General features: G+C 52.8%; 15 protein-coding genes. 11 read left to right on the forward strand and 4 right to left on the reverse strand.

What is annotated here, in order from left to right:
* Positions 1-50: 50 nt before the first annotated feature.
* Positions 51-1,322, forward strand: a complete 1,272-nt coding sequence (waaA, locus tag GQ52_RS03885; RefSeq protein WP_235272949.1) for a lipid IV(A) 3-deoxy-D-manno-octulosonic acid transferase — start codon at positions 51-53, stop codon at positions 1,320-1,322.
* Positions 1,323-2,013: 691 nt separating this feature from the next.
* On the opposite strand, the gene metH is transcribed toward waaA, so the two are convergent.
* Positions 2,014-5,820, reverse strand: a complete 3,807-nt coding sequence (metH, locus tag GQ52_RS03890) for a methionine synthase (RefSeq protein WP_047515346.1) — start codon at positions 5,818-5,820, stop codon at positions 2,014-2,016.
* A gap of 82 nt (positions 5,821-5,902) precedes the next feature.
* On the reverse strand, positions 5,903-6,526 hold the full coding sequence (locus GQ52_RS03895; RefSeq protein ID WP_235272951.1) for a DUF2490 domain-containing protein: 624 nt from the start codon (positions 6,524-6,526) through the stop codon (positions 5,903-5,905).
* Between the two features lie 174 nt (positions 6,527-6,700).
* Here GQ52_RS03895 and GQ52_RS03900 point away from each other — a divergent pair, with 174 nt between their 5' ends.
* The 6 genes from GQ52_RS03900 (at position 6,701) to GQ52_RS03925 (ending at position 15,059) form a co-directional block, all read left to right on the forward strand.
* Entirely contained in the window at positions 6,701-7,075 is a 375-nt protein-coding gene (locus tag GQ52_RS03900; RefSeq protein ID WP_235272952.1) for a CidA/LrgA family protein, read from the forward strand.
* Complete coding sequence (locus GQ52_RS03905) at positions 7,068-7,808, forward strand: LrgB family protein (protein ID WP_047515353.1); 741 nt, start codon at positions 7,068-7,070, stop codon at positions 7,806-7,808. The genes GQ52_RS03900 and GQ52_RS03905 overlap by 8 nt, the downstream gene beginning before the upstream one ends.
* A gap of 947 nt (positions 7,809-8,755) precedes the next feature.
* Positions 8,756-9,097: a hypothetical protein gene (locus tag GQ52_RS03910; RefSeq protein ID WP_047515355.1), complete on the forward strand. Its 342-nt coding sequence runs from the start codon at positions 8,756-8,758 to the stop codon at positions 9,095-9,097.
* Positions 9,098-9,319: 222 nt separating this feature from the next.
* The gene (locus tag GQ52_RS03915) at positions 9,320-10,402 is read left to right on the forward strand and encodes an efflux RND transporter periplasmic adaptor subunit (RefSeq protein ID WP_019881025.1); all 1,083 of its coding nucleotides are present in this window, start codon (positions 9,320-9,322) and stop codon (positions 10,400-10,402) included.
* An 18-nt stretch (positions 10,403-10,420) separates the two neighbouring features.
* Entirely contained in the window at positions 10,421-13,609 is a 3,189-nt protein-coding gene (locus tag GQ52_RS03920; protein WP_024930354.1) for an efflux RND transporter permease subunit, read from the forward strand.
* On the forward strand, positions 13,599-15,059 hold the full coding sequence (locus tag GQ52_RS03925) for a TolC family protein (protein WP_047515360.1): 1,461 nt from the start codon (positions 13,599-13,601) through the stop codon (positions 15,057-15,059). The genes GQ52_RS03920 and GQ52_RS03925 overlap by 11 nt, the downstream gene beginning before the upstream one ends.
* A 46-nt stretch (positions 15,060-15,105) precedes the next feature.
* Here the strand turns inward: GQ52_RS03925 and GQ52_RS03930 are convergent, their stop codons facing one another.
* Positions 15,106-15,468, reverse strand: coding sequence for a DUF4186 domain-containing protein (locus GQ52_RS03930; protein ID WP_047515361.1), 363 nt, complete (start codon positions 15,466-15,468; stop codon positions 15,106-15,108).
* 5 nt (positions 15,469-15,473) lie between these two features.
* The gene (locus GQ52_RS03935; RefSeq protein WP_047515369.1) at positions 15,474-16,706 is read right to left on the reverse strand and encodes an MFS transporter; all 1,233 of its coding nucleotides are present in this window, start codon (positions 16,704-16,706) and stop codon (positions 15,474-15,476) included.
* 198 nt (positions 16,707-16,904) lie between these two features.
* Between GQ52_RS03935 and GQ52_RS03940 the strand changes: the two genes are divergently transcribed.
* The 4 genes from GQ52_RS03940 to hprK all read left to right on the forward strand — a co-directional run bounded on the left by GQ52_RS03940 (position 16,905) and on the right by hprK (position 20,090).
* Entirely contained in the window at positions 16,905-17,825 is a 921-nt protein-coding gene (locus tag GQ52_RS03940) for a hypothetical protein (protein WP_047515372.1), read from the forward strand.
* Positions 17,826-17,840: 15 nt separating this feature from the next.
* Entirely contained in the window at positions 17,841-18,476 is a 636-nt protein-coding gene (alkB, locus tag GQ52_RS03945; protein ID WP_047515376.1) for a DNA oxidative demethylase AlkB, read from the forward strand.
* A gap of 195 nt (positions 18,477-18,671) precedes the next feature.
* Positions 18,672-18,998, forward strand: a complete 327-nt coding sequence (gene hpf, locus GQ52_RS03950) for a ribosome hibernation-promoting factor, HPF/YfiA family (protein ID WP_019881018.1) — start codon at positions 18,672-18,674, stop codon at positions 18,996-18,998.
* Between the two features lie 141 nt (positions 18,999-19,139).
* On the forward strand, positions 19,140-20,090 hold the full coding sequence (hprK, locus tag GQ52_RS03955) for an HPr(Ser) kinase/phosphatase (protein WP_019881017.1): 951 nt from the start codon (positions 19,140-19,142) through the stop codon (positions 20,088-20,090).
* Positions 20,091-20,104 lie beyond the last annotated feature (14 nt).

Consider the following 20,104-nt stretch of genomic DNA (forward strand, 5'->3'; position numbering starts at 1 on the left):
GATTGGTGCGTGCAGGCGAGATGTCAGCGCAAATATGCGAGAATAACGCCATGCCAAGATTCGTCTATACCCTGCTCATATTCTCGGTAGCCACCCTGCTGCCGCTCAAGCTATTCTGGCGCGGGCTCAAGCAACCCGAATACCGCCAGCATGTCGGCGAACGCTATGGCTTTTACACGCAAACCGTCAACGCACCGCTGATTTGGGTGCATTGTGTTTCGGTTGGTGAAACACGTGCGACACAGCCGCTGATTCATGCGCTGCTGGCACATTACCCGCAACACCAATTACTGATAACCCACGGCACCCCCACCGGCCGTGAGACGGGTCGCCAGTTATTTGACCAGGAAATCGCCAGTGGCCGCGTATTGCAAGCTTACTTGCCCGTCGACACACCAGGCGCAGCCAAACGCTTCTTGACCTACTTCAAACCGTCATTAGGGCTATTGATGGAAACCGAGTTATGGTTCCATGCTATCGACCAGGCCACACGTTTGAATATTCCCATGGCGCTACTGAGCGCGCGCCTCTCGCCCAAATCGGCCGCTGGCTACGCAAAACTCGGTAGCCTGACGCGCCGTGGCCTGCAACAACTGTCGCTAGTCGCCGCACAAACCGCCGCCGATGCCGAACGCCTGCAAACATTGGGTGCAAAACATCCGATCATCTGTGGCAATTTAAAATTTGATGTCACGCCACCAGAAGACAGCGCGGCCAAAGGTGCAGCATTACGCGAGCTATTGGGTAAAGATCGCACCGTATTCATGGCTGCCAGTACGCGTGAGGGCGAAGAATCATTGATACTCAATGCCGTACAAGGCACCGATGTACTCACCCTGCTGGTGCCGCGCCACCCGCAACGCTTTGCTGAAGTCGAATCGCTGCTCAAGGCGCGCGGCCTGCGCTATGTATTGCGTACGGAGCTGGTGCAGCACCTGAATAACGATGTACAGGTGCTGCTGGGCAATAGCATGGGCGAAATGTATACCTATTACGCGGCGAGTGATTTCGCGGTGATGGGTGGCAGCTTGCAGCCGCTGGGCGGACAGAACCTGATTGAAGCCGCCGCCATGGGGGTACCGACGATATTGGGGCCCAATATGTTTAACTTTGCGCAAGTGACGCAGGCGGCGGTCGCGGCGAATGCGGCGGTGCAGTTAAGTGATGCGGCTGAGCTGCATGGCATGATTGCGGCCCTGGCAGCGGATAGCATGAAAGTGCAAGCCATGGCGCAGGCAGCGAAGGGGTTTACCTTGCAGCATAGAGGGACGACACAGAGATTGATGGTAGCAATAGATCAATTGCTACCGAGTGTTCACTAATTTATTGCAATCACACCTAATATCAATAGATTTATTTCGCCTCTAGGCGAGTCACTTTCTGATGCTTGCCCCTCAGAAAGTAACCAAAGAAGAGGGCACCCAGCCATCACGGCCTTACGGCTTCCTTGCGTTGCTCAACAAAATAAGCGGTCACGAAACTCGCCCTGACAAGCCACACACTTCGTGGCTTGTTGCGGAGCTCAGACAGTCGCTCCCTCTACTCTTATTTTGTTTCCGCTACTCAGCGTGATGGGATGGGATTTATCTCACTAAACTAGCGACTGAGAAAGTTAAAAGGTTGCTAATAACAGCCCCAAACCGTGGCGCTCACTTGGTGTTAGGGGTCCCCATCTGCCGCGCCGAGCAACGCAGGATTGGCGGGAGTCTTCGGCCATCGGCTGTCCGAGTTCCGCAACAAGCCACGTCTTGTGTGGCTTGTCAGGGCGAGTTTCGATGGACGCCCGGCAATTCGAGTAGCGCAGGATACAAGCGGAAGCTGGGGTGCATTTCTTTTGGTTACTTGTTCTTTGTGCAAGCAAAGAAAAGTAACTCGCTGCAAAAGCGAAAAGCTACCTCCCAATCAACCCGCTAACCCTACATATAAAGAATAACCTTCCCCAACCATCAAAAAAACAAAAAAGGCGCACCTCTCAGCACGCCCTTCTCGCTCAATCGCCTTACCCATTACCCATTACCCAAGGTTAGGCGCTAACCACCGCTCCAGCCAATCCTTATCCACATTACGCCGTTTCGCCATATCCTCCAGTTGGTCATTGCCTATTTTATCCACACTGAAATACCTGGATTCAGGATGCGCAAAATAGAAACCACTCACCGCGGCGGCTGGTAGCATGGCGTAACTGTCGGTCAGCAGCATGTCGATTTCGGTGGCTTGCAGCACCTTGAACATATCCTCCTTGACCGTGTGATCCGGGCAGGCCGGGTAACCAGGCGCCGGGCGGATGCCTTGATATTGTTCTTTAATCAGCGCTTCTTTGTCTAAGGCTTCACTTGCGGCATATCCCCACAGGTCTTGCCGTACGCGTTCATGCATGTATTCGGCAAAGGCTTCGGCCAGGCGGTCGGCCAGTGACTTGAACATGATGGCGTTGTAGTCATCGTGATTCTTTTCGAAGTCCGCCAGGCGTTTTTCCATGCCCAAACCCGCCGTCACAGCGAACAGGCCGATGTAATCGTCTATAGTTTCATTTCTTGATGGCCCTTTAGGCGCGATAAAATCCGCCAGGCACTGGTTGGGGCGGGCTACGCCGTCAATGACCGGCTTTTGTGTTTGCTGGCGCATGCCGTACCAGGTCAGTGCGACCTGGCTGCGAGTGTCATCGGTATAAATTTCAATATCATCGCTATTCACCTGATTGGCAGGGTACAACGCGATCACACCATTAGCACTTAACCAGCGGCCATCGATGATGCGCTTCAGCATGATCTGCGCTTCAGCAAACACCTTGGTCGCCGCTTCGCCGACAATCTCGTCCTTCAAGATGGCTGGGTAAAAACCGGCCAGATCCCAGGTCTGGAAGAACGGGCCCCAGTCGATATATTGTGCGATCAATGCCAGATCGATATTTTTGAAGACGCGGCGGCCAATAAATTTGGGCTTCACCGGCGCCTTGGCGCCTGTAAACTCTACTTTGGCCGCATTGGCGCGTGCATCGGCCAGGCTTAACATCGGCACGCCTTTTTTATTGGCATGCTGGTGGCGCGCTTTTTCGTAATCGGCCTGGATCTCGGCCAAATAGGCACCACGCGTTTCCGGCGTCAGCAGGTTTTGCATGACACTGACTGAGCGCGACGCATCCGGCACATAAATGACCGGGCCTTCATAATTAGGCGCAATTTTCACTGCGGTATGCGCGCGCGAAGTCGTTGCGCCGCCAATCAGTAACGGCGTCTGGTTTTCGACAAAATGCGGGTCGCGCTGCATTTCTTTGGCGATATAGGCCATTTCTTCCAGTGACGGTGTAATCAGGCCGCTCAAGCCAATGATATCGGCATTTTCGGCTTTAGCCATGGCCAGGATTTCAGCGGCGGGCACCATCACGCCCATATTCACCACTTCGAAGTTGTTGCACTGCAACACGACGGAGACGATGTTTTTGCCGATATCGTGCACATCGCCTTTAACGGTAGCAATCACCACCTTGCCTTTAGGTTTGGCAACCAAACCAGTACGGCGTTCTTCAGCGGCTTTCTCTTCCTCAATAAACGGGATCAGATGCGCTACGGCAGATTTCATTACACGGGCCGATTTCACCACTTGCGGCAGGAACATCTTGCCCTGGCCGAACAGGTCACCAACCACATTCATGCCGTCCATCAGTGGACCTTCAATGACATGAATTGGGCGACCACCCTTATTCATAATGTCCTGGCGCACCTCTTCGGTGTCGGCGACGATAAAGTCGGTGATACCATGCACCAGCGCATATTCCAGGCGCTTGCTCGCATGCACAGGCTGCTCTGGCGTGCCACGCCAGGCCAATGTGGCTTCCTGCTTTTTGCCGCCAGCCACCAGCGTACCGGCAATCTCAATCATGCGCTCGGTTGCGGCCAGTGGATTATCCGGGTCGACCACACGGTTGAGCACCACGTCTTCGACGCGCTCACGCAACTCAGCCGGGATATCGTCATAGACGCCGACCATGCCGGCATTGACGATACCCATGGTCATGCCCGCCTGGATAGCGTGGTAAAGGAACACGGTATGGATGGCTTCACGCGCGGGTTCGTTACCACGGAAGCTGAAACTGACGTTAGACACACCACCGGAAATGCGAGCGTAAGGTAAATTCTGCTTGATCCAGCGCGTGGCTTCGATAAAGTCCACCGCGTAGTTGTTATGCTCTTCAATGCCCGTCGCCACAGCAAAAATATTCGGGTCGAAGATAATGTCTTCGGGCGGAAAACCCGTGCTGACCAACAAATCGTAAGCGCGTTTGCAAATTTCGGTTTTGCGCGCATAAGTATCGGCCTGACCGGTTTCATCAAACGCCATCACCACTACCGCGGCGCCATAGCGCTGGCACAATTTGGCCTGGCGCAAAAACTCAGTTTCGCCTTCTTTCATCGAAATCGAGTTAACGATGGCTTTGCCCTGCACACATTTGAGGCCAGCCTCAATCACCGCCCATTTGGAGGAGTCGATCATGATAGGCACGCGCGCAATATCAGGCTCAGAGGCGACCAGATTGAGGAAGTGCGTCATCGCCTTGACCGCATCCAGCATGCCTTCATCCATGTTGATATCGATCACTTGCGCGCCGTTTTCTACCTGCTGGCGTGCCACACTCAGCGCTTCTTCGTATTGCTCGTTGATGATCATGCGCGCGAACGCTTTGGAACCTGTGACGTTAGTACGCTCACCGACGTTGACGTAAAGCGAGCTTTCATCAATGATAAATGGCTCTAAACCAGACAGTTTGGTCGTGATCGGCAGGCTAGGCACCTGACGCGGCGGCAAAGCTTTAATCGCGTTGTAAATCGCGTTGATATGGTCTGGCGTGGTGCCGCAACAGCCCCCGGCAATATTGATAAAACCGCTGTCAGCAAACTCTTTGACCAGGCTGGAAGTCACATCTGGTGTTTCATCAAAGCCGGTGTCTGACATCGGGTTAGGCAGACCGGCGTTGGGGTAGATACAAACAAAGGTATCGGCGACTTTGCTCAGTTCTTCAGCATAAGGACGCATCAGTGTCGCACCGAGGGCACAGTTCAGGCCCACGGTGAGCGGCTTCACATGACGTACCGAGTGCCAGAAGGCGGTCACGGTTTGGCCCGACAAGATACGGCCGGAAGCATCGGTCACCGTACCGGAAATCATGATCGGCCAGGTTTTGCCCTGCTCGTCAAAGAAGGTCTCAATGGCAAACAACGCCGCTTTACAGTTGAGCGTATCGAAAATGGTTTCCACCATGAGGATATCGGCGCCACCATCGACCAGGCCGCGGATTTGCTCCAGGTAAGAAGTTACCAGTTGGTCAAAACTGATATTACGTGCGGCCGGATCATTCACATCTGGTGAAATAGACGCCGTTTTCGGCGTCGGGCCTAATGCGCCCGCGACGAAACGTGGCTTGTCCGGTGTGCTGTATTTGACGCATGCAGCTTTGGCTAACTTGGCGGATTCAACGTTCATCTCGTACACCAGATGCGCCATATGGTAATCGTCTTGCGCGACGCTGGTGGCACCAAAGGTGTTGGTTTCGATGATGTCAGCCCCGGCCGCCAGGTATTTTTCGTGGATTTCCTGGATGACCTGTGGCTGTGTCAGCGTCAGCAACTCGTTGTTGCCTTTGACGAACAGCTCACGCTCGCCCGGCGGGCCTTGAAAGTCTTTGAAACGCGCCCCGCGATAATCAGCCTCGGTCAGCTTGTATTGCTGAATCATGGTGCCCATTGCGCCATCCAGAATCAGGATGCGCTTGGAAAGCGCGTCACGTAACCATTGTTCAGTGGCGGAGATGGGCAGTTGCGGCATGCGTATCAACTTGAAAACAAAAGCGATATTTTATCACAAGGCGCCACGCAGCCCGGCAAACGATGCCGGGGCAACACAAGGCCTAGAAGTTAAAGCGCACCGTAGTCATCAGCACATGATTTTCGCGATCAACGCCGCGCGTGTTGATGTACTGATGCAGGTAGCCCGTTTCGAGATTGGAGAAATCACTGAACTTCCAGTTGGCACCGATAAACAAGCGGTTCTGGTCGATGCCACGGTACGCACCCCACTCAGTCTGGTTCAGGTTAATAAACAACTCGTCAAACATCACCAGCGATAATTTGGGATGCACTGGCAAGGGCGTGCTTGCACGCACCATCTGCCGCAAGCGATGGCCAACATCCTGGAAGTCTTCACGCCGCCGCTGCTCAAAGCGCGTGCGGCTGGTGAAAGTCACATTGGCGACGGCATCAAACTGATACTGAAACTGCTCCCACAGACGGTTTTCACGCTGCGACGACTGGCCGGGGGGATGGCTGATAATGGTGTCGTAGCCTAACCAGACGCTGGCCTTGGGATTGAACTTGTAAAACACCGATGGCCGCAGGATCAATTGATCAAAATGCTGGCCTTCGTTGCGCCAACGCGGATGCGTATCCATGCTCCAGTAAAAGTTTTCTGCCGGTAATTTGCCCTGGGTGTAGATGCTAAACCAGTAACGGCCATCTTCTTCGGTGTCGGCCATGGCTTGCGGCACCCCGCATACAGCGAGTATGAAAAAAACACGGCTCAAAAAAATATAGTCGAATCGGAAAAATGACATTAACATCGCGGCATTCTATGTATCAATAATTCCAGGCATCAATATGAGCGGTAGCCCGCTCGCCTGGGCATCTGAGGGGACTGCATGATATCAGGTTTGGTTCAACTCTTTTTGTGGCAAGGCCTGGGCGAGTTGCTGAGTAAATTCTTTTTACCCGGCATTCCAGGCCCGGTACTTGGCCTGTTGTTGCTATTGGCATTTTTATGCTTAAGAAAACAGGTGGATAGCGACCTGGCGCTAGTCGCAGACAGTTTCCGCCAGCACCTGGGCTTGCTGTTTGTACCGGCATCAGTTGGCGTATTGCTGTTTTTACCGGAACTGCAAACGCATGCGCTGGCGGTGAGCACAGCCTTGCTGGTCAGCGTCATTCTCACCATTGCCGTCACCGCGCTGGTGCTTAAAGTGTTCTGGTACTTTTCGCTCAAGCGCAATAAACACATCACGATGAATAAGGGACATCGCCATGAATAAGCGCATCCCGATTTCCGACATCTGGGTCTATCTTTCTGGTGACCCGCTGTTTGCGCTGATTATCACATTGGCCACTTACCAGTTAGGCTACCTGCTGTATGTGCGTGCCAAGCGGCATCCACTGGTCAACCCGGTGGCGATTTCGGTCATTCTGACCTGCCTGGCCATCGCGTTAATGGACATGCCGTATGAAAAGTATTTTGAAGGCGCCCAGTTTGTACATTTTTTACTGGGCACGGCAACGGTCGCGTTGGCAGTGCCGATTTACAACGGCTTCAAGCGCATGCAGGGCAAGATTTTTCATATTTGGGTGGCCCTGACCGTCGGCAGCACCGTCTCGATCGCCAGTGCTGTGGCTATCGCCAAATGGATGGGGGCATCAGATAACATTGTCGGCAGCATGTATGCCAAATCCGTCACCGCGCCGATTGCCATGGGCATTGCCGAGCGGCTGAATGTATCACCTACACTGACCGCCGTGTTTACCGTGATTACCGGCATGCTGGGCGCGATTCTGGCGCCCTACATCCTCAACGCAGTCAAAGTCCATCAATGGTGGATACGCGGCACGGCGATTGGCGTCGGCGCGCATGGACTGGGCATTACACGCGCCTTTAGTGTCAATGAAGAAGCTGGGGTATTTGCCAGCATGGCGATGGGGCTGAATGGTGTGATTAGCGCGATAGGTTTGCCCATTGTGTTGACCTATTTGCGGCCGCATCTTGGGTTTTAGTCATACTGGAACTAAATTTGTATTAAATAGCTTTTAGCTGCTAATAAAACATTTTTTTCGCCCTTAGGCGAGTCACTTTCTGATGCTTGCCCCTCAGAAAGTAACCAAAGAAGAGGGCACCCAGCCATCACGGCCTTCGGCTTCCTTGCGTTGCTCAACAAAATAAGCGGTCACGAAACTCAACCTGGCAGCTCACACAAAACGTGAGCTGCTGCGGGATTCGGACAGTCGCTCCCTTCTTCCTTATTTTGTCTCCGCTACTCAGCGTGATGGAATGGGATTTATCTCACTAAACTAGCAACTGAGAAAGTTAAAAGGTTGCTAATAACAGCCCCAAACCGTGGCGCTCACTTGGTGTTAGGGGTCCCCATCTGCCGCGCCGAGCAACGCAGGGTTGACGGGAGTCTTCGGCCATCGGCTGTCTGAGCTCCGCAACAAGCCACGTCTTGTGTGGCTTGTCAGGGCGAGTTTCGATGGACGCCCGGCAATTCGAGTAGCACAGGAAACAAGCGGAAGTTGGGGTGTCTTGTTCTTTGCCTTCTTTCTTATGGACAAGCATAAGAAAGAACGGTCGCCGAAAGGGCGAAATAGAATTGCTCATGAAATAACCTTTGCTTTGGGCAAGCAAAGAAAAGTAACTCGCCGAAAAGGCGAAAAAGTAAGTGATCATCTCCAAAACAGCGCAAACGCACGCACCAACTTGGTGCACTCAAAACTGACAACCAGCTTACAAACACCGTTTTTCTTCGAACTACGCTTGATTGCGTCTTGTCATTCGCTATGTAAAAGCGTTTAATGTAAGCAATGTAAAGAGCATTTACGATAATATATTTTAGACTGCATCGATGTTGACTGATCAGCCATCTAATTTGAATAAATACTGCGCCTAAGGCGATATAACGCACATACCACTACAGAATTGACATTTTATTTCCGTTAACTGACTTATGCATAAACATCTGAATACCGCCGCGTTGCAGCTCAGACTGTGGGTCGTCACAGTGCTGTTGGCTGTGCTCGGCTTTGCATTAGTCGCAGAATTCTCTGACCACTCCAGCTACAGCGACGACATCGTGCGTGTGCGTGTGGCCGAAGTCGTTGAATATTCTGGTGATGGTGAAACGCCGTTCTCTTCCCTCATTCCCTTAATTTCCCCACCTGCAAGCATGACGATTGCTTGCGTGATTCTGTTTGCGTTGCTGGCTCTGCCTCGCCGCCGCGTGACCCCACGCCCGGTGTTTGTTCGTCACCTGCACTCGCGCGCCCCACCCGCCAATCCCCAGGTGTAATCCGCGTTTGCGCCCCTGCTCAACGCCGCTGATCGCCCCCTTCCCCTCGTTGTTACCAGCACTCCCTTAAGCGTCCACCCAGGACGGAGCCTAGGCTAGCGGTTGTGGTTTGCAGCAAGAAAGGATAGTCTGACGATCAAGACAGGCCCCCTGCAGCCAGGCATCCGCCAACCACCTGTTTTTGCAAGTATTTCTCTTCATTTTTTAAGATAAGAACACACTATGATTAAACAGAACTTAATCGTTTTAGGCTTGCTTGGCTCCCTGCTCAGCGCTTGTCATCAGGAAGAGGCGCACGAAGAAGCGCCACCGAAACTCGAAGTCACTACCCCATGGCACAAAGACACCATGATCACCAAGGAATATGTCTGCCAGATTCATGCGATTCAGCATATTGAATTGCGGGCACTGGAGCGCGGCTACTTGCAGGACGTCTATGCCGGTGAAGGCCAGGTCATCAAACAGGGCCAGCCCATGTTCAAAATCATGCCTAACGTCTACCAGGTCGATTTGCTAAAGGCTCAGGCGGAGGCAAAAACCGTGCAAATCGAATATGAGAACACCAAAGCGCTGGCCGAGAAAAATATTGTCTCGCAAAATGAGCTGGCTCTGGGTAAAGCCAAACTCGACAAAGCCAATGCCGAAGTCCAGCTGGCACAAACCCACCTCAACTTCACCAATATCAATGCGCCGTTTACCGGCATCATGGACCATCTGCTGGTGCGAAAGGGCAGCTTGCTGGATGAAGGTGACTTGCTGACCACGCTGTCTGACAACAGCCGCATGTGGGTGTATTTCAACGTGCCAGAAGCAGAATACCTGGACTTCAAGATTCACCAGAAAAATGAAAAAGGCGTGCCGGTGAAGTTGCGCATGGCCAATGGCGCCTTGTTTGACCAGGCCGGTGCGATTGAAACCGTGGAAGCCGACTTTGATAACAAAACCGGCAACATCGAGTTCAGAGCAGATTTCCCTAACCCGCATAGTTTGTTGCGCCACGGCGAAACCGGCACCATTTTGCTGGAAGTGCCTTACCCGAATGCCATGCTGATCCCGCAAAAAGCGACCTTTGAAGTGCTGGATAAGACCTTTGTTTATGTGGTCAACAAAGACCATAAGATCGAACAGCGCATGATTCAAATCGCCGCCGAACTACCCCATTTGTTTATCGTGAAATCCGGCCTCAAGGACACAGACACTGTGTTGCTGGAAGGTTTGCGCCGCGTCAGAAACGGCCAAAAAATCGACACCGATTACAAAGCACCTGAAAAAGTCGTTCCTGAGCTGGAACTGTACGCAGAATAACCTTAAGGTGAAAAAAACATGTTAAACATCTTCCTCAGACGACCGGTGATGGCGATTGTGCTATCGCTGGTGATGGTTTTCCTCGGCTTTCTGTCGATTAAAACCCTGCCAATTTCGCAGTTTCCGGAAATTGCCCCGCCACGCGTGATTGTGACGCTGGCATTCCCAGGCTCCAGCGCGGACGTGCTGGTACAGTCTTCACTGATCTCTATCGAGCGCGCCATCAACGGGGTGCCAGGCATGAAATACATTGTGTCTGACGCCACCAGTGCCGGTGAAGCGACGATACAGGTAATTTTCGACCTCGGCGTAGACCCGAACGCGGCCATGGTGCTGGTGAAAACCAGGTTGGACCAGGTCATGAGTAAACTACCGCCCCTGGTGCAGTTAGAAGGGGTGATCGTCAATACCGTACAGCCGAGCATGCTGATGTATGTGAACTTGTACAGTAAAGATAAAAATGCCGACGAGAAATTCCTGTTTAACTACGTCAACGTCAGCGTGATTCCTGAAATTCAGCGTGTCCACGGTATCGCCCAGGCCCAGAACTTGGGTAGCCGCCAGTTTGCGATGCGTATCTGGCTCAACCCGGAACGCATGCGGGCTTACAAGATCTCATCCAAAGACGTGATGGATGCGATTAGCAGCCAGAGCGTGATTGGCCGCCCAGGTCGTTTGGGCCAGAGCTCGGGTATTTACGCCCAATCCAAAGAGTATGTACTGGTTTACAAGGGCCGTTACAACAAGCCTGAAGAGTACGGCAACATTATTATCCGCGCCGATTCCAACGGCGAAATCCTGCACCTCAGAGACATTGCCAAAATTGAGTTAGGCAGTGAGTTTTTTGATATTTACTCCAACAAAGACGGCTACCCTTCTGCCGCGATTGTGCTCAAGCAAAACTATGGCACCAACGCCAGCGAAGTGATTGCTGACGTGAAAACCAAAATGGAAGAGCTGAAACAAAGCTTCCCGGCTGGCATGGATTATGAAATCAATTACGACGTCTCCAAGTTCCTTGACGCCTCGATTGAAAAAGTCATTCATACGCTGGCAGAAGCCTTTGTACTGGTAGCGCTGGTGGTGTTCATTTTCCTTGGCGACTGGCGCTCGACGCTGATCCCGACACTGGCGGTGCCTATTTCGCTGATTGGTGCCTTTTTTGTCATGAAGGCATTTGGGCTCAGTATTAACCTGGTCACGCTGTTCGCCCTCGTGCTCGCCATTGGCGTGGTGGTGGATGACGCCATCGTGGTGGTGGAAGCCGTGCATGCCAAAATGGCCTCCGACCATGTCGGCCCATACAAAGCCGTACAACGTGTGCTGGGTGAAATCGGCGGTGCCATTGTGGCCATTACATTATTGATGACCTCGGTATTTATCCCGATCACCTTTATGCCAGGCCCGGTCGGCGTGTTCTACCGCCAGTTCGCCATTACCATGGCCTCTTCAATCGTGTTGTCCGGTATCGTGGCGCTGACATTAACGCCAGTACTGTGCGCCATGATCCTCAAAGACACGCACGGCCAGCCTAAACGCAAAACACCCATCTCGGTGTTTTTGGATGGCTTTAACTGGGTATTTGAAAAGGTCACCGGCCGTTATACCAACTTCCTGGAAAAGGTTGTCACCCTGCGTACCGTGACCTTTGTCGTGCTGGCACTGTTTTCAGCCGGTATTTTCTATGTCGACAAAATCCTGCCTGCCGGGTTTATCCCAGGTGAAGACCAGGGCATGATTTACGCCATTATCCAGACACCACCGGGCTCAACGCTGGAAACCACCAACAAGGTCGCGCGTCATTTGCAAATGCTGGCCAAACAAGTGGAAGGCGTGGAATCTGTCTCCTCACTGGCGGGTTATGAAGTCTTGACTGAGGGGCGTGGGTCCAACGCGGGTACGTGTATTATCAACCTCAAGGACTGGTCTGAGCGTAAACAGTCAGTGAAACAGATCATCGAAGAACTGGAAGAAAAAACCAAAAACTTCGGTGCGGTGGTGGAGTACTTCCAACCGCCTGCAGTGCCTGGTTATGGTGCGGCTTCTGGTTTGTCACTGCGCTTGCTGGATAAAACCACCAGCGCGGACTACTACGTGTTTGACAAGATCAACAAGGAGTTCATGCAGAACCTGGGCAAGCGCAAGGAGTTGACTGGCCTGTTCACGTTTTATGCGGCCAACTATCCGCAATATGAGTTGATTATCGATAACCAGTTGGCGATGCAGAAGAAAGTATCGATCGAAGATGCCATGAACAACCTGGACATCCTGATCGGTAGTACTTACGAGCAAGGCTTTATCCGCTTTAACAACTTCTTCAAGGTGTATACCCAGGCCGGGCCTGAGTTCCGCCGTTACCCCAGTGACGTGCTGAATTACTTTGTGAAAAACGAAGAGGGTGAAATGGTGCCCTACTCCGCCTTCATGACCATGAAGAAACGCCAGGGCCCTAACGAGATCACCCGTTACAACCTGTACAACTCAGCCGCGATCCGTGCTGAACCGGCACCGGGTTACACCACTGAATCGGCTATCAATGCCGTGAAAGAAGTCGCACGCACTACGCTGCCGAAAGGCTACGACATTGCCTGGGAAGGCCTGTCTTACGACGAAGAGAAACGCGGCAATGAAGCGCTGATGATCTTTATCGTGGTACTGGTGTTTGTCTACATGGTGTTGGCCGCGCAGTACGAAAGCTTTATTTTGCCGTTCGCGGTGATTCTATCCTTGCCTGCAGGTATTTTTGGCTCGCTGTTCCTGCTCAAGATACTGGGGCTCGCCAACGATATTTACGCACAAGTTGGCCTGATTATGCTGATTGGCCTGTTAGGTAAAAACGCCGTGTTGATTGTGGAATTTGCCGTGCAGAAACATGGCCAGGGCATGTCTATCCGCGATGCAGCGATTGAAGGCGCCAAAACCCGCTTCCGCCCTATCCTGATGACCTCGTTTGCCTTTATTGCAGGCCTGATTCCATTGGTGATCGCCACGGGTGCGGGCGCAGTGGGTAACCGCACCATCGGTACCTCAGCCATGGGTGGCATGCTGTTCGGCACCATCTTCGGTGTAATTGTGATTCCAGGTCTTTACTATATTTTTGGTACCCTGGCTGATCGTAAATCTCTGATCCGCAAAGAAGAGACCGAACCACTGACCGAGACCTACAAATACAACTCCCATCAGGATGATGATGACGATGAAGAATAAGCATTTAACCTGGATGGTCGCTGGTGCAGTGTCGTTGATGCTGCAATCTTGCGCCATCCCATTTATCACCAGCAAGCAGGCTGATACCAATCTGCCTACGCAATATCAGGAAACGGCCACGCCAGCAGGCAATAGCGCCAGCGTGAAATGGCAGGACTTTTTTGATGACCAGAACCTGGTGGCGCTGATTGATACGGCCGTAAACAACAACAAGGAAATTCATATCATGGCGCAGCGGATCACCGTGGCGCAGAATGAAATCCAGGCCCGTAAGGGTGAGTATTTGCCATTTGTCGGCATCGGCGCCAGCGCCGATAAAGAGAAAGTCGGCAAGTACACCCGTAACGGCGCCGTTGAAGAAAACCTGGATATCAAGGAAGGGCGCTCCAACCCCAGGTTCCTCGGCAACTACCAGTTTGGCCTGGTTGCGTCGTGGGAACTGGACGTGTGGAAAAAACTGCGCAATGCCACCAAAGTGGCGGTCATGGAGTATATGGCCACCATTGAAGGCAAAAACTTTCTGGTCACCAACCTGGTGGCCGAAGTGGCCCATGCTTACTATGAGCTGATCGCGCTGGATAATGAACTGGACACGCTGGATACAAACATCAAAATTCAGCAAAACGCGCTCGAAGTGGTGAAGCAGTTGCAACAATATGCGCGCGCCAATTCATTGGCAGTGAAGCGGTTTGAGGCAGAGGTAGAAAAAAACCAGAGCCGCCAGTATGTGCTGAAACAGAGCATTGTCGAAACCGAAAACCGCATCAATTATCTGCTGGGGAGAACGCCGCAGCCGATCAAACGTGCATCAGCAAACTTTATGGCCATGCAGAACAAGGTGATGCAAACCGGCGTGCCGTCTGAACTACTGGCCAACCGCCCGGATATCCGCCAGGCCGAGCTGGAGCTGTCAGCAGCCAAGTTGAATATTGATGTAGCCAAAGCCAATTTCTACCCGTCGTTCTCGATCCGGGCAGGCTTGGGCTTCCAGGCGTTTGATCCTAAATACCTGCTCAATATTCCAGCCTCGGTCATGGCCTCATTCGGTGGCGAGCTGGTCGCGCCGCTGATCAACCGGAATGCCATTGAAGCGCAATACAAGAGCGCCAATGCCGTGCAGATCCAGGCGGCCTATGACTACGAGCAAAAGATTATCAATGCTTATATGGAAGTGGCTAACCAGATTGCCAATATCGACAACCTGGATAAAAACTACCAGCTAAAAAACAAGCAGGTGGAAGCATTGACGCAATCCATTGACGTGGCCAACCAGCTGTTTAAAGCCGCACGTGCTGACTATATGGAAGTGTTGCTGACGCAACGTGATGCGCTGGATGCCAAAATGGAGCTGATTGAGACCAAGCAGCAGCAAGTGGCAGCCGTAGTCGATTTGTATCGCTCGCTGGGCGGTGGCTGGCAGACTGCGGAAACAACGACAACCAAGCAATAAGCTTTATTCACTCTGCCAAAGGGAGAAGCGCCGTCGGCATTCTCCCTTATTTTTTGCCCTCAGCCAAGCTGATCAACCAGTGCTCAATCACCACAACCACATACGCCTGTTCTTCTAGCGTCAGCGCCCGGCCCTCAGGAATACGGTGCCATTTACCCAAACAGCCGCGGCAACAGGTCGCCGTGGCATGCTGTGCCACAAACACCGGATGGCCACGCATCGGCGTTTGCTGGCCGTCATTGGCCACCACTGCGGGCGCGAGCCGATCGGCAATAAAGCGTTCGGCATGATCAAGTATTACCGGCAGGCCTTTTTGTTGCAGGTAAGCCCAGTCTTTTGCGTTCAGCGTGAAACCGGTACGAAAGGTAGAGCGTTGCAGGGCTTGAAACAACGACTCCAGATCGCGCATGGGGTTTAATGCAGATGAGAAAGATGCAGGTCGCGTAATTTAGGCGCCTTGATAGCGGTCACGCCAACCACGGCAATGGTCATGCAGCCGCCGAATATCACTGACGGCACCAAGCCCATTAACCTGGCGGTGAGGCCGGATTCAAACGCCCCCAGCTCATTGGATGAGCCAATAAAAATACCGTTAATGGCTGAAACACGACCACGCATATTATCCGGCGTCGCCAGTTGCAGAATGGTTTGCCGCAAGATCACGGACACCGCATCCATCATGCCGGAAATCGCTAAAATCACAATCGCCAGCCAGTAGGTATTGCACAGCCCAAAGGCAATCATACATACACCAAACCCGGCCACCGCCAGCAACAACCAGCGGCCGCTATGCTCATGAATCGGATGTTTTGCCAGCCAGAGGCCCGTCACAATCGCTCCGAGGGCAGGCGCCGCACGCAACACGCCCAGTCCTTCCGGGCCCATCTGGTAAACATCATGCACAAATGCAGGCAACATGGCGACCGTACCACCAAACAATACCGCAAACATATCCAGCAATTGCGCGCCCAATACCACCTGTGTGCGCCGTACAAAACGCAAGCCTTCGCCTATGCTGGCAAACACGTTCATGGGCTCATGATTGTGATGCTCTTGCACGCGTAATGTGGTTGCCGCAACAGCCGCCGCCAGCGCCAGTATGGCTGACAAGCCATACGCAATCGATTTATCGGCAAAGCCAATGAGCAGACCACCGATGGCTGGCCCGACAATCAAGCCAATCTGGAACATGGAGCTGCCAGTGCCGGAGGCTTTGGCAATGGACGCACGCGGAATAATCAGGGCGAACAAGGTGTTGTAGCTGGGTGAAATCAAGGCCCGGGCAAAACCGGTGAGGGCCACCGTCGCGTAAATCCACCACTCGGTATGCTGTGGATGATGCTGGGCGATCAGCACCAGCAAACCTGCGTTCACCGATAAGAATAAAGCCGAAACCACGGCAAAGCCACGGCGTGAAAAATAATGATCCACCGCATGCCCGGCAAACAGGGCGCTACCCATATAAGGGATGACTTCAGCGAGACCGATCAGGCCAAGCGACCAGGGGTCATGGGTGATTTCATAAATATGCCAGCCGATGGCAACCATCATCATTTGGTACGACAGCACCATAAAAATACGATAGGTCAGCAACTTTGGGAACGCATAGCCCTGATGGGCAAGAATCTGACGAACGGATAAAGACATGGTCACTATTATACGCTATCCCCATCAGCCGCCTGTGCATTGGCGTCTTGCGGCAGAATCCCCTAAAATAGCCGGGCGGGTGCAGTGAATCAGGCAGTAGGCGGTCACGCTGATGAGCCGTCGTTGACTCCGTGCGACCCTGCCGATATAGATGGAGCGCACCCGCCCTGACCTCTGCTTACAAGGAACGCCCTCACCATGCGTCGCTTTTATCGCTGTTTGCTCACCACTCTCCTGGCACCAATATGTTTTAACTGGTGGATGCCAGTGCAGGCGCAAGAGACGATGCAAGTATGGGTGACGGTCGATTGGGAAGGTTTGTCACTACAAGAAGACAACCTGCAAGCCATGCAGAAATTCAGGCAACAGTTTCCGCACATTCCACTACTGCACCTGATCAACCCGGCTTACTTTATCCAGCCCGGCGTTAACCGCGCACAAATCGGCAGCCAGATACGCAGCACCTTGTTACCGCAAGACACCATCGGCCTGCATATACACCCCATGCGCACGCTGGTGAAATATTGCGGGATCAGCTACCAGGCTGAACCCTCGATTTCCGGCGCGGACGAGCACTGCTCTCAAACCAGCTGCGGTCACACGGTCAGCCTGGAATATGCCTATAGCCAGACCGAGCTCACACACCTGGTCAGTTGCGCTAGTGAGTTGATGGTCAGTAACGGCTTCAACCGTCCGCGACATTTTCGCGCAGGCGCCTGGCAGTTTGGGCCCAAGTTACAAGCGGCGCTGGAGGCCAATCATTTCTTATGGGACAGTTCGCGTATTGATGCCAATTTACTCACCACGCGCTGGCATGCCGATAGCCCGTTAGTCAAACTGCTACAGCAACTGCACCCGCAAAGCACACCCATGGACCAACCCTATGCGCTGGGCTACAAACTGATGGAATACCCCGACAACGCAGCCATGGCCGATTACACCAGCACAAAACAATTGCTGACCCTGTTCGAACAGCTCCTTAATGCCCACCGGCCGGTAATGGTGATGGGCTTTCACCAGGAATCGGCCACCGACTACCTGCTGCGCCTGGAGCGTACCATCCCGCGTATGGAACAATTGGCCAAACAAAAGAATGTGGCCATCGAATGGATGCCATAAACGAGACCAGGCCCTATGGATTTATTTCCTGAACACCGCACCAAGCCTGTCGCGATCGCCGCTGGCGCCTGCTGGCTACCCGGCTTTGCCCTGTCAGTGATGCCAACGCTTTGGCAGAGCTTACAGCAGCATCTGGCCGCGCATCCCGCACAACAGATGATGACACCCATGGGCTTAATGTCAGTCGCCACCAGCAGCATGGGCCATTGGGGCTGGGTAGGCAGTTCGCAAGGCTATGGTTATCTTGCATACGACCCGGTCACCGGACAACCGTGGCCAGCGATTCCACCAGTGATTTTGCAGTTGGCGGCCAACGCCGCCGCACAGGCAGGCTACAGCGACTTTGTGCCCGACAGCTGCCTGATCAACATTTACCAAGCAGGCAGCAAAATGGGCTTACACCAGGACAAAGATGAACAGGATTTTTCACAACCGATTGTTTCGGTATCCCTCGGCATCCCGGCCACATTCTTGTTTGGCGGAGCCAAACGCAATGACGCCTCAGCCAAAATTCCGCTGCAACATGGAGACGTCGTGGTATGGGGAGGTGAAAGTCGGCGCTTTTATCACGGTGTTGCCGCCATCGGGGCTCATCAGCATCCACTCACTGGCAACAAGCGAATTAACCTCACACTGAGAAAAGCAAAATAAGCCACGAACGTTAAGCAGGCGCTTATGCCCGCCCAAAGAAGTCTGCACAAATGCTGATTAGCATCAACAATCCACCTCACTTCCGGGTTGCATCCGTTTTTCAAAAGAGTAAACTGAAACTGTCTTATCGCACTTTCACTTCTTTTTTATAGGTGAAAAATTCCGACGGGACAATTTCAGAAAAAGGAGTTTGTCATGAATTTACAACTTACAGGACATCATTTAGAAATCACACCGGCATTGCGCGAGTACGTCTTATCCAAGTTCTCCCGCATCAGCAATCACTTTGATCATGTGATTGATGTCAAAGTCACCATGTCTGTTGAAAAGCTTGCCCAAAAGGTTGAAGCGACATTACATGTGCCAGGCAACGATTTGCACGCGACCTGCAGCGATGAAAATATGTATAGTGCCATCGACATGCTTACTGACAAACTTGACCGTCAGGTATTGAAACACAAGGAAAAACACGGCGACCACCATAAATCCGGCGGTGCAGTAAAACACCAGTTAAGTTCCTAAGTCTTGCCTCACATTCTCTACCCGCACGGGTAGAGAACTCAAACCCGCCACACACATCACTTTTACGTCGTTTCACCCCCACCGCTCAGCATTCAGTTGTAGAATGGCTGTCAATTCCCTGTTTACATGTTGACAACACGTATGGCGCAAATCTCAGTCGCTGATTTGTACAAGCAGATTCGCAGCAAACTCAAATTGAAATGGGTGGCTGGCGAGTCTGGCAGTCAAAAAATACTCAACTCCGGCACCGTGACCAAACCTTCATTGGCATTGGTCGGACATTTGAATTTTGTGCACCCGAACCGCGTGCAGGTACTGGGTTGTGCCGAGATGGACTACATGGCCAGCCTGAGCATACTGGCGCTACAACAAGCGGTGAGCAATCTGTTCTCCACCGACCTGGCCATGGTGGTGGTGGCCAATGGTGAAAAAGTGCCGCCTATCATGCTGGAGGCCGCCCAGCAAACGCAAACCCCTTTATTTACCACCCCCATGATCAGCCCGCAGCTCATGGAGCTGCTCAGCCACTATCTGGCCGTGGCCACGGCAGAAACCACCAGCATGCATGGTGTGTTTATGGAGGTGCAAGGCTTTGGTGTGCTGATTACCGGCAGTGCGGCGATTGGTAAAAGTGAGTTGGCGCTGGAGCTGATTTCACGCGGCCATCGCTTGGTGGCCGATGACATTGTCGACTTTTACCGCACCTCGCCCGAGCGCATTGAAGGCCGCTGCCCAGAGCTGCTACAGGACTTTTTAGAAGTGCGTGGCCTGGGCATTTTGAACATTCGCGCACTCTATGGCGATAACGCGGTCAAACCTACCAAGCCACTGGATATGATGATACAGCTGGAACTGGCCGACGAAATGAAGCCGCAAGACCTGGATCGCCTGAGCGCCAACCGGCAGACGCAACGTGTGCTGGATGTCGAAATCAGCAAGGTGATTATCCCGATTGCGGCAGGCCGCAACATCGCTGTGCTGGTCGAAGCAGCCGTGCGCAACCACATGCTATTGTTGCGCGGCGTTAATGCCACCAAACAACTGACCCAGCGGCAAAAGCAAATCATGCTCAGAGAAAGCAAATTACGATGATAAGAAGTGGGTCG

It is taken from the genome of Methylophilus sp. Q8, assembly GCF_000800115.1.
Taxonomy (GTDB): Bacteria; Pseudomonadota; Gammaproteobacteria; order Burkholderiales; family Methylophilaceae; genus Methylophilus.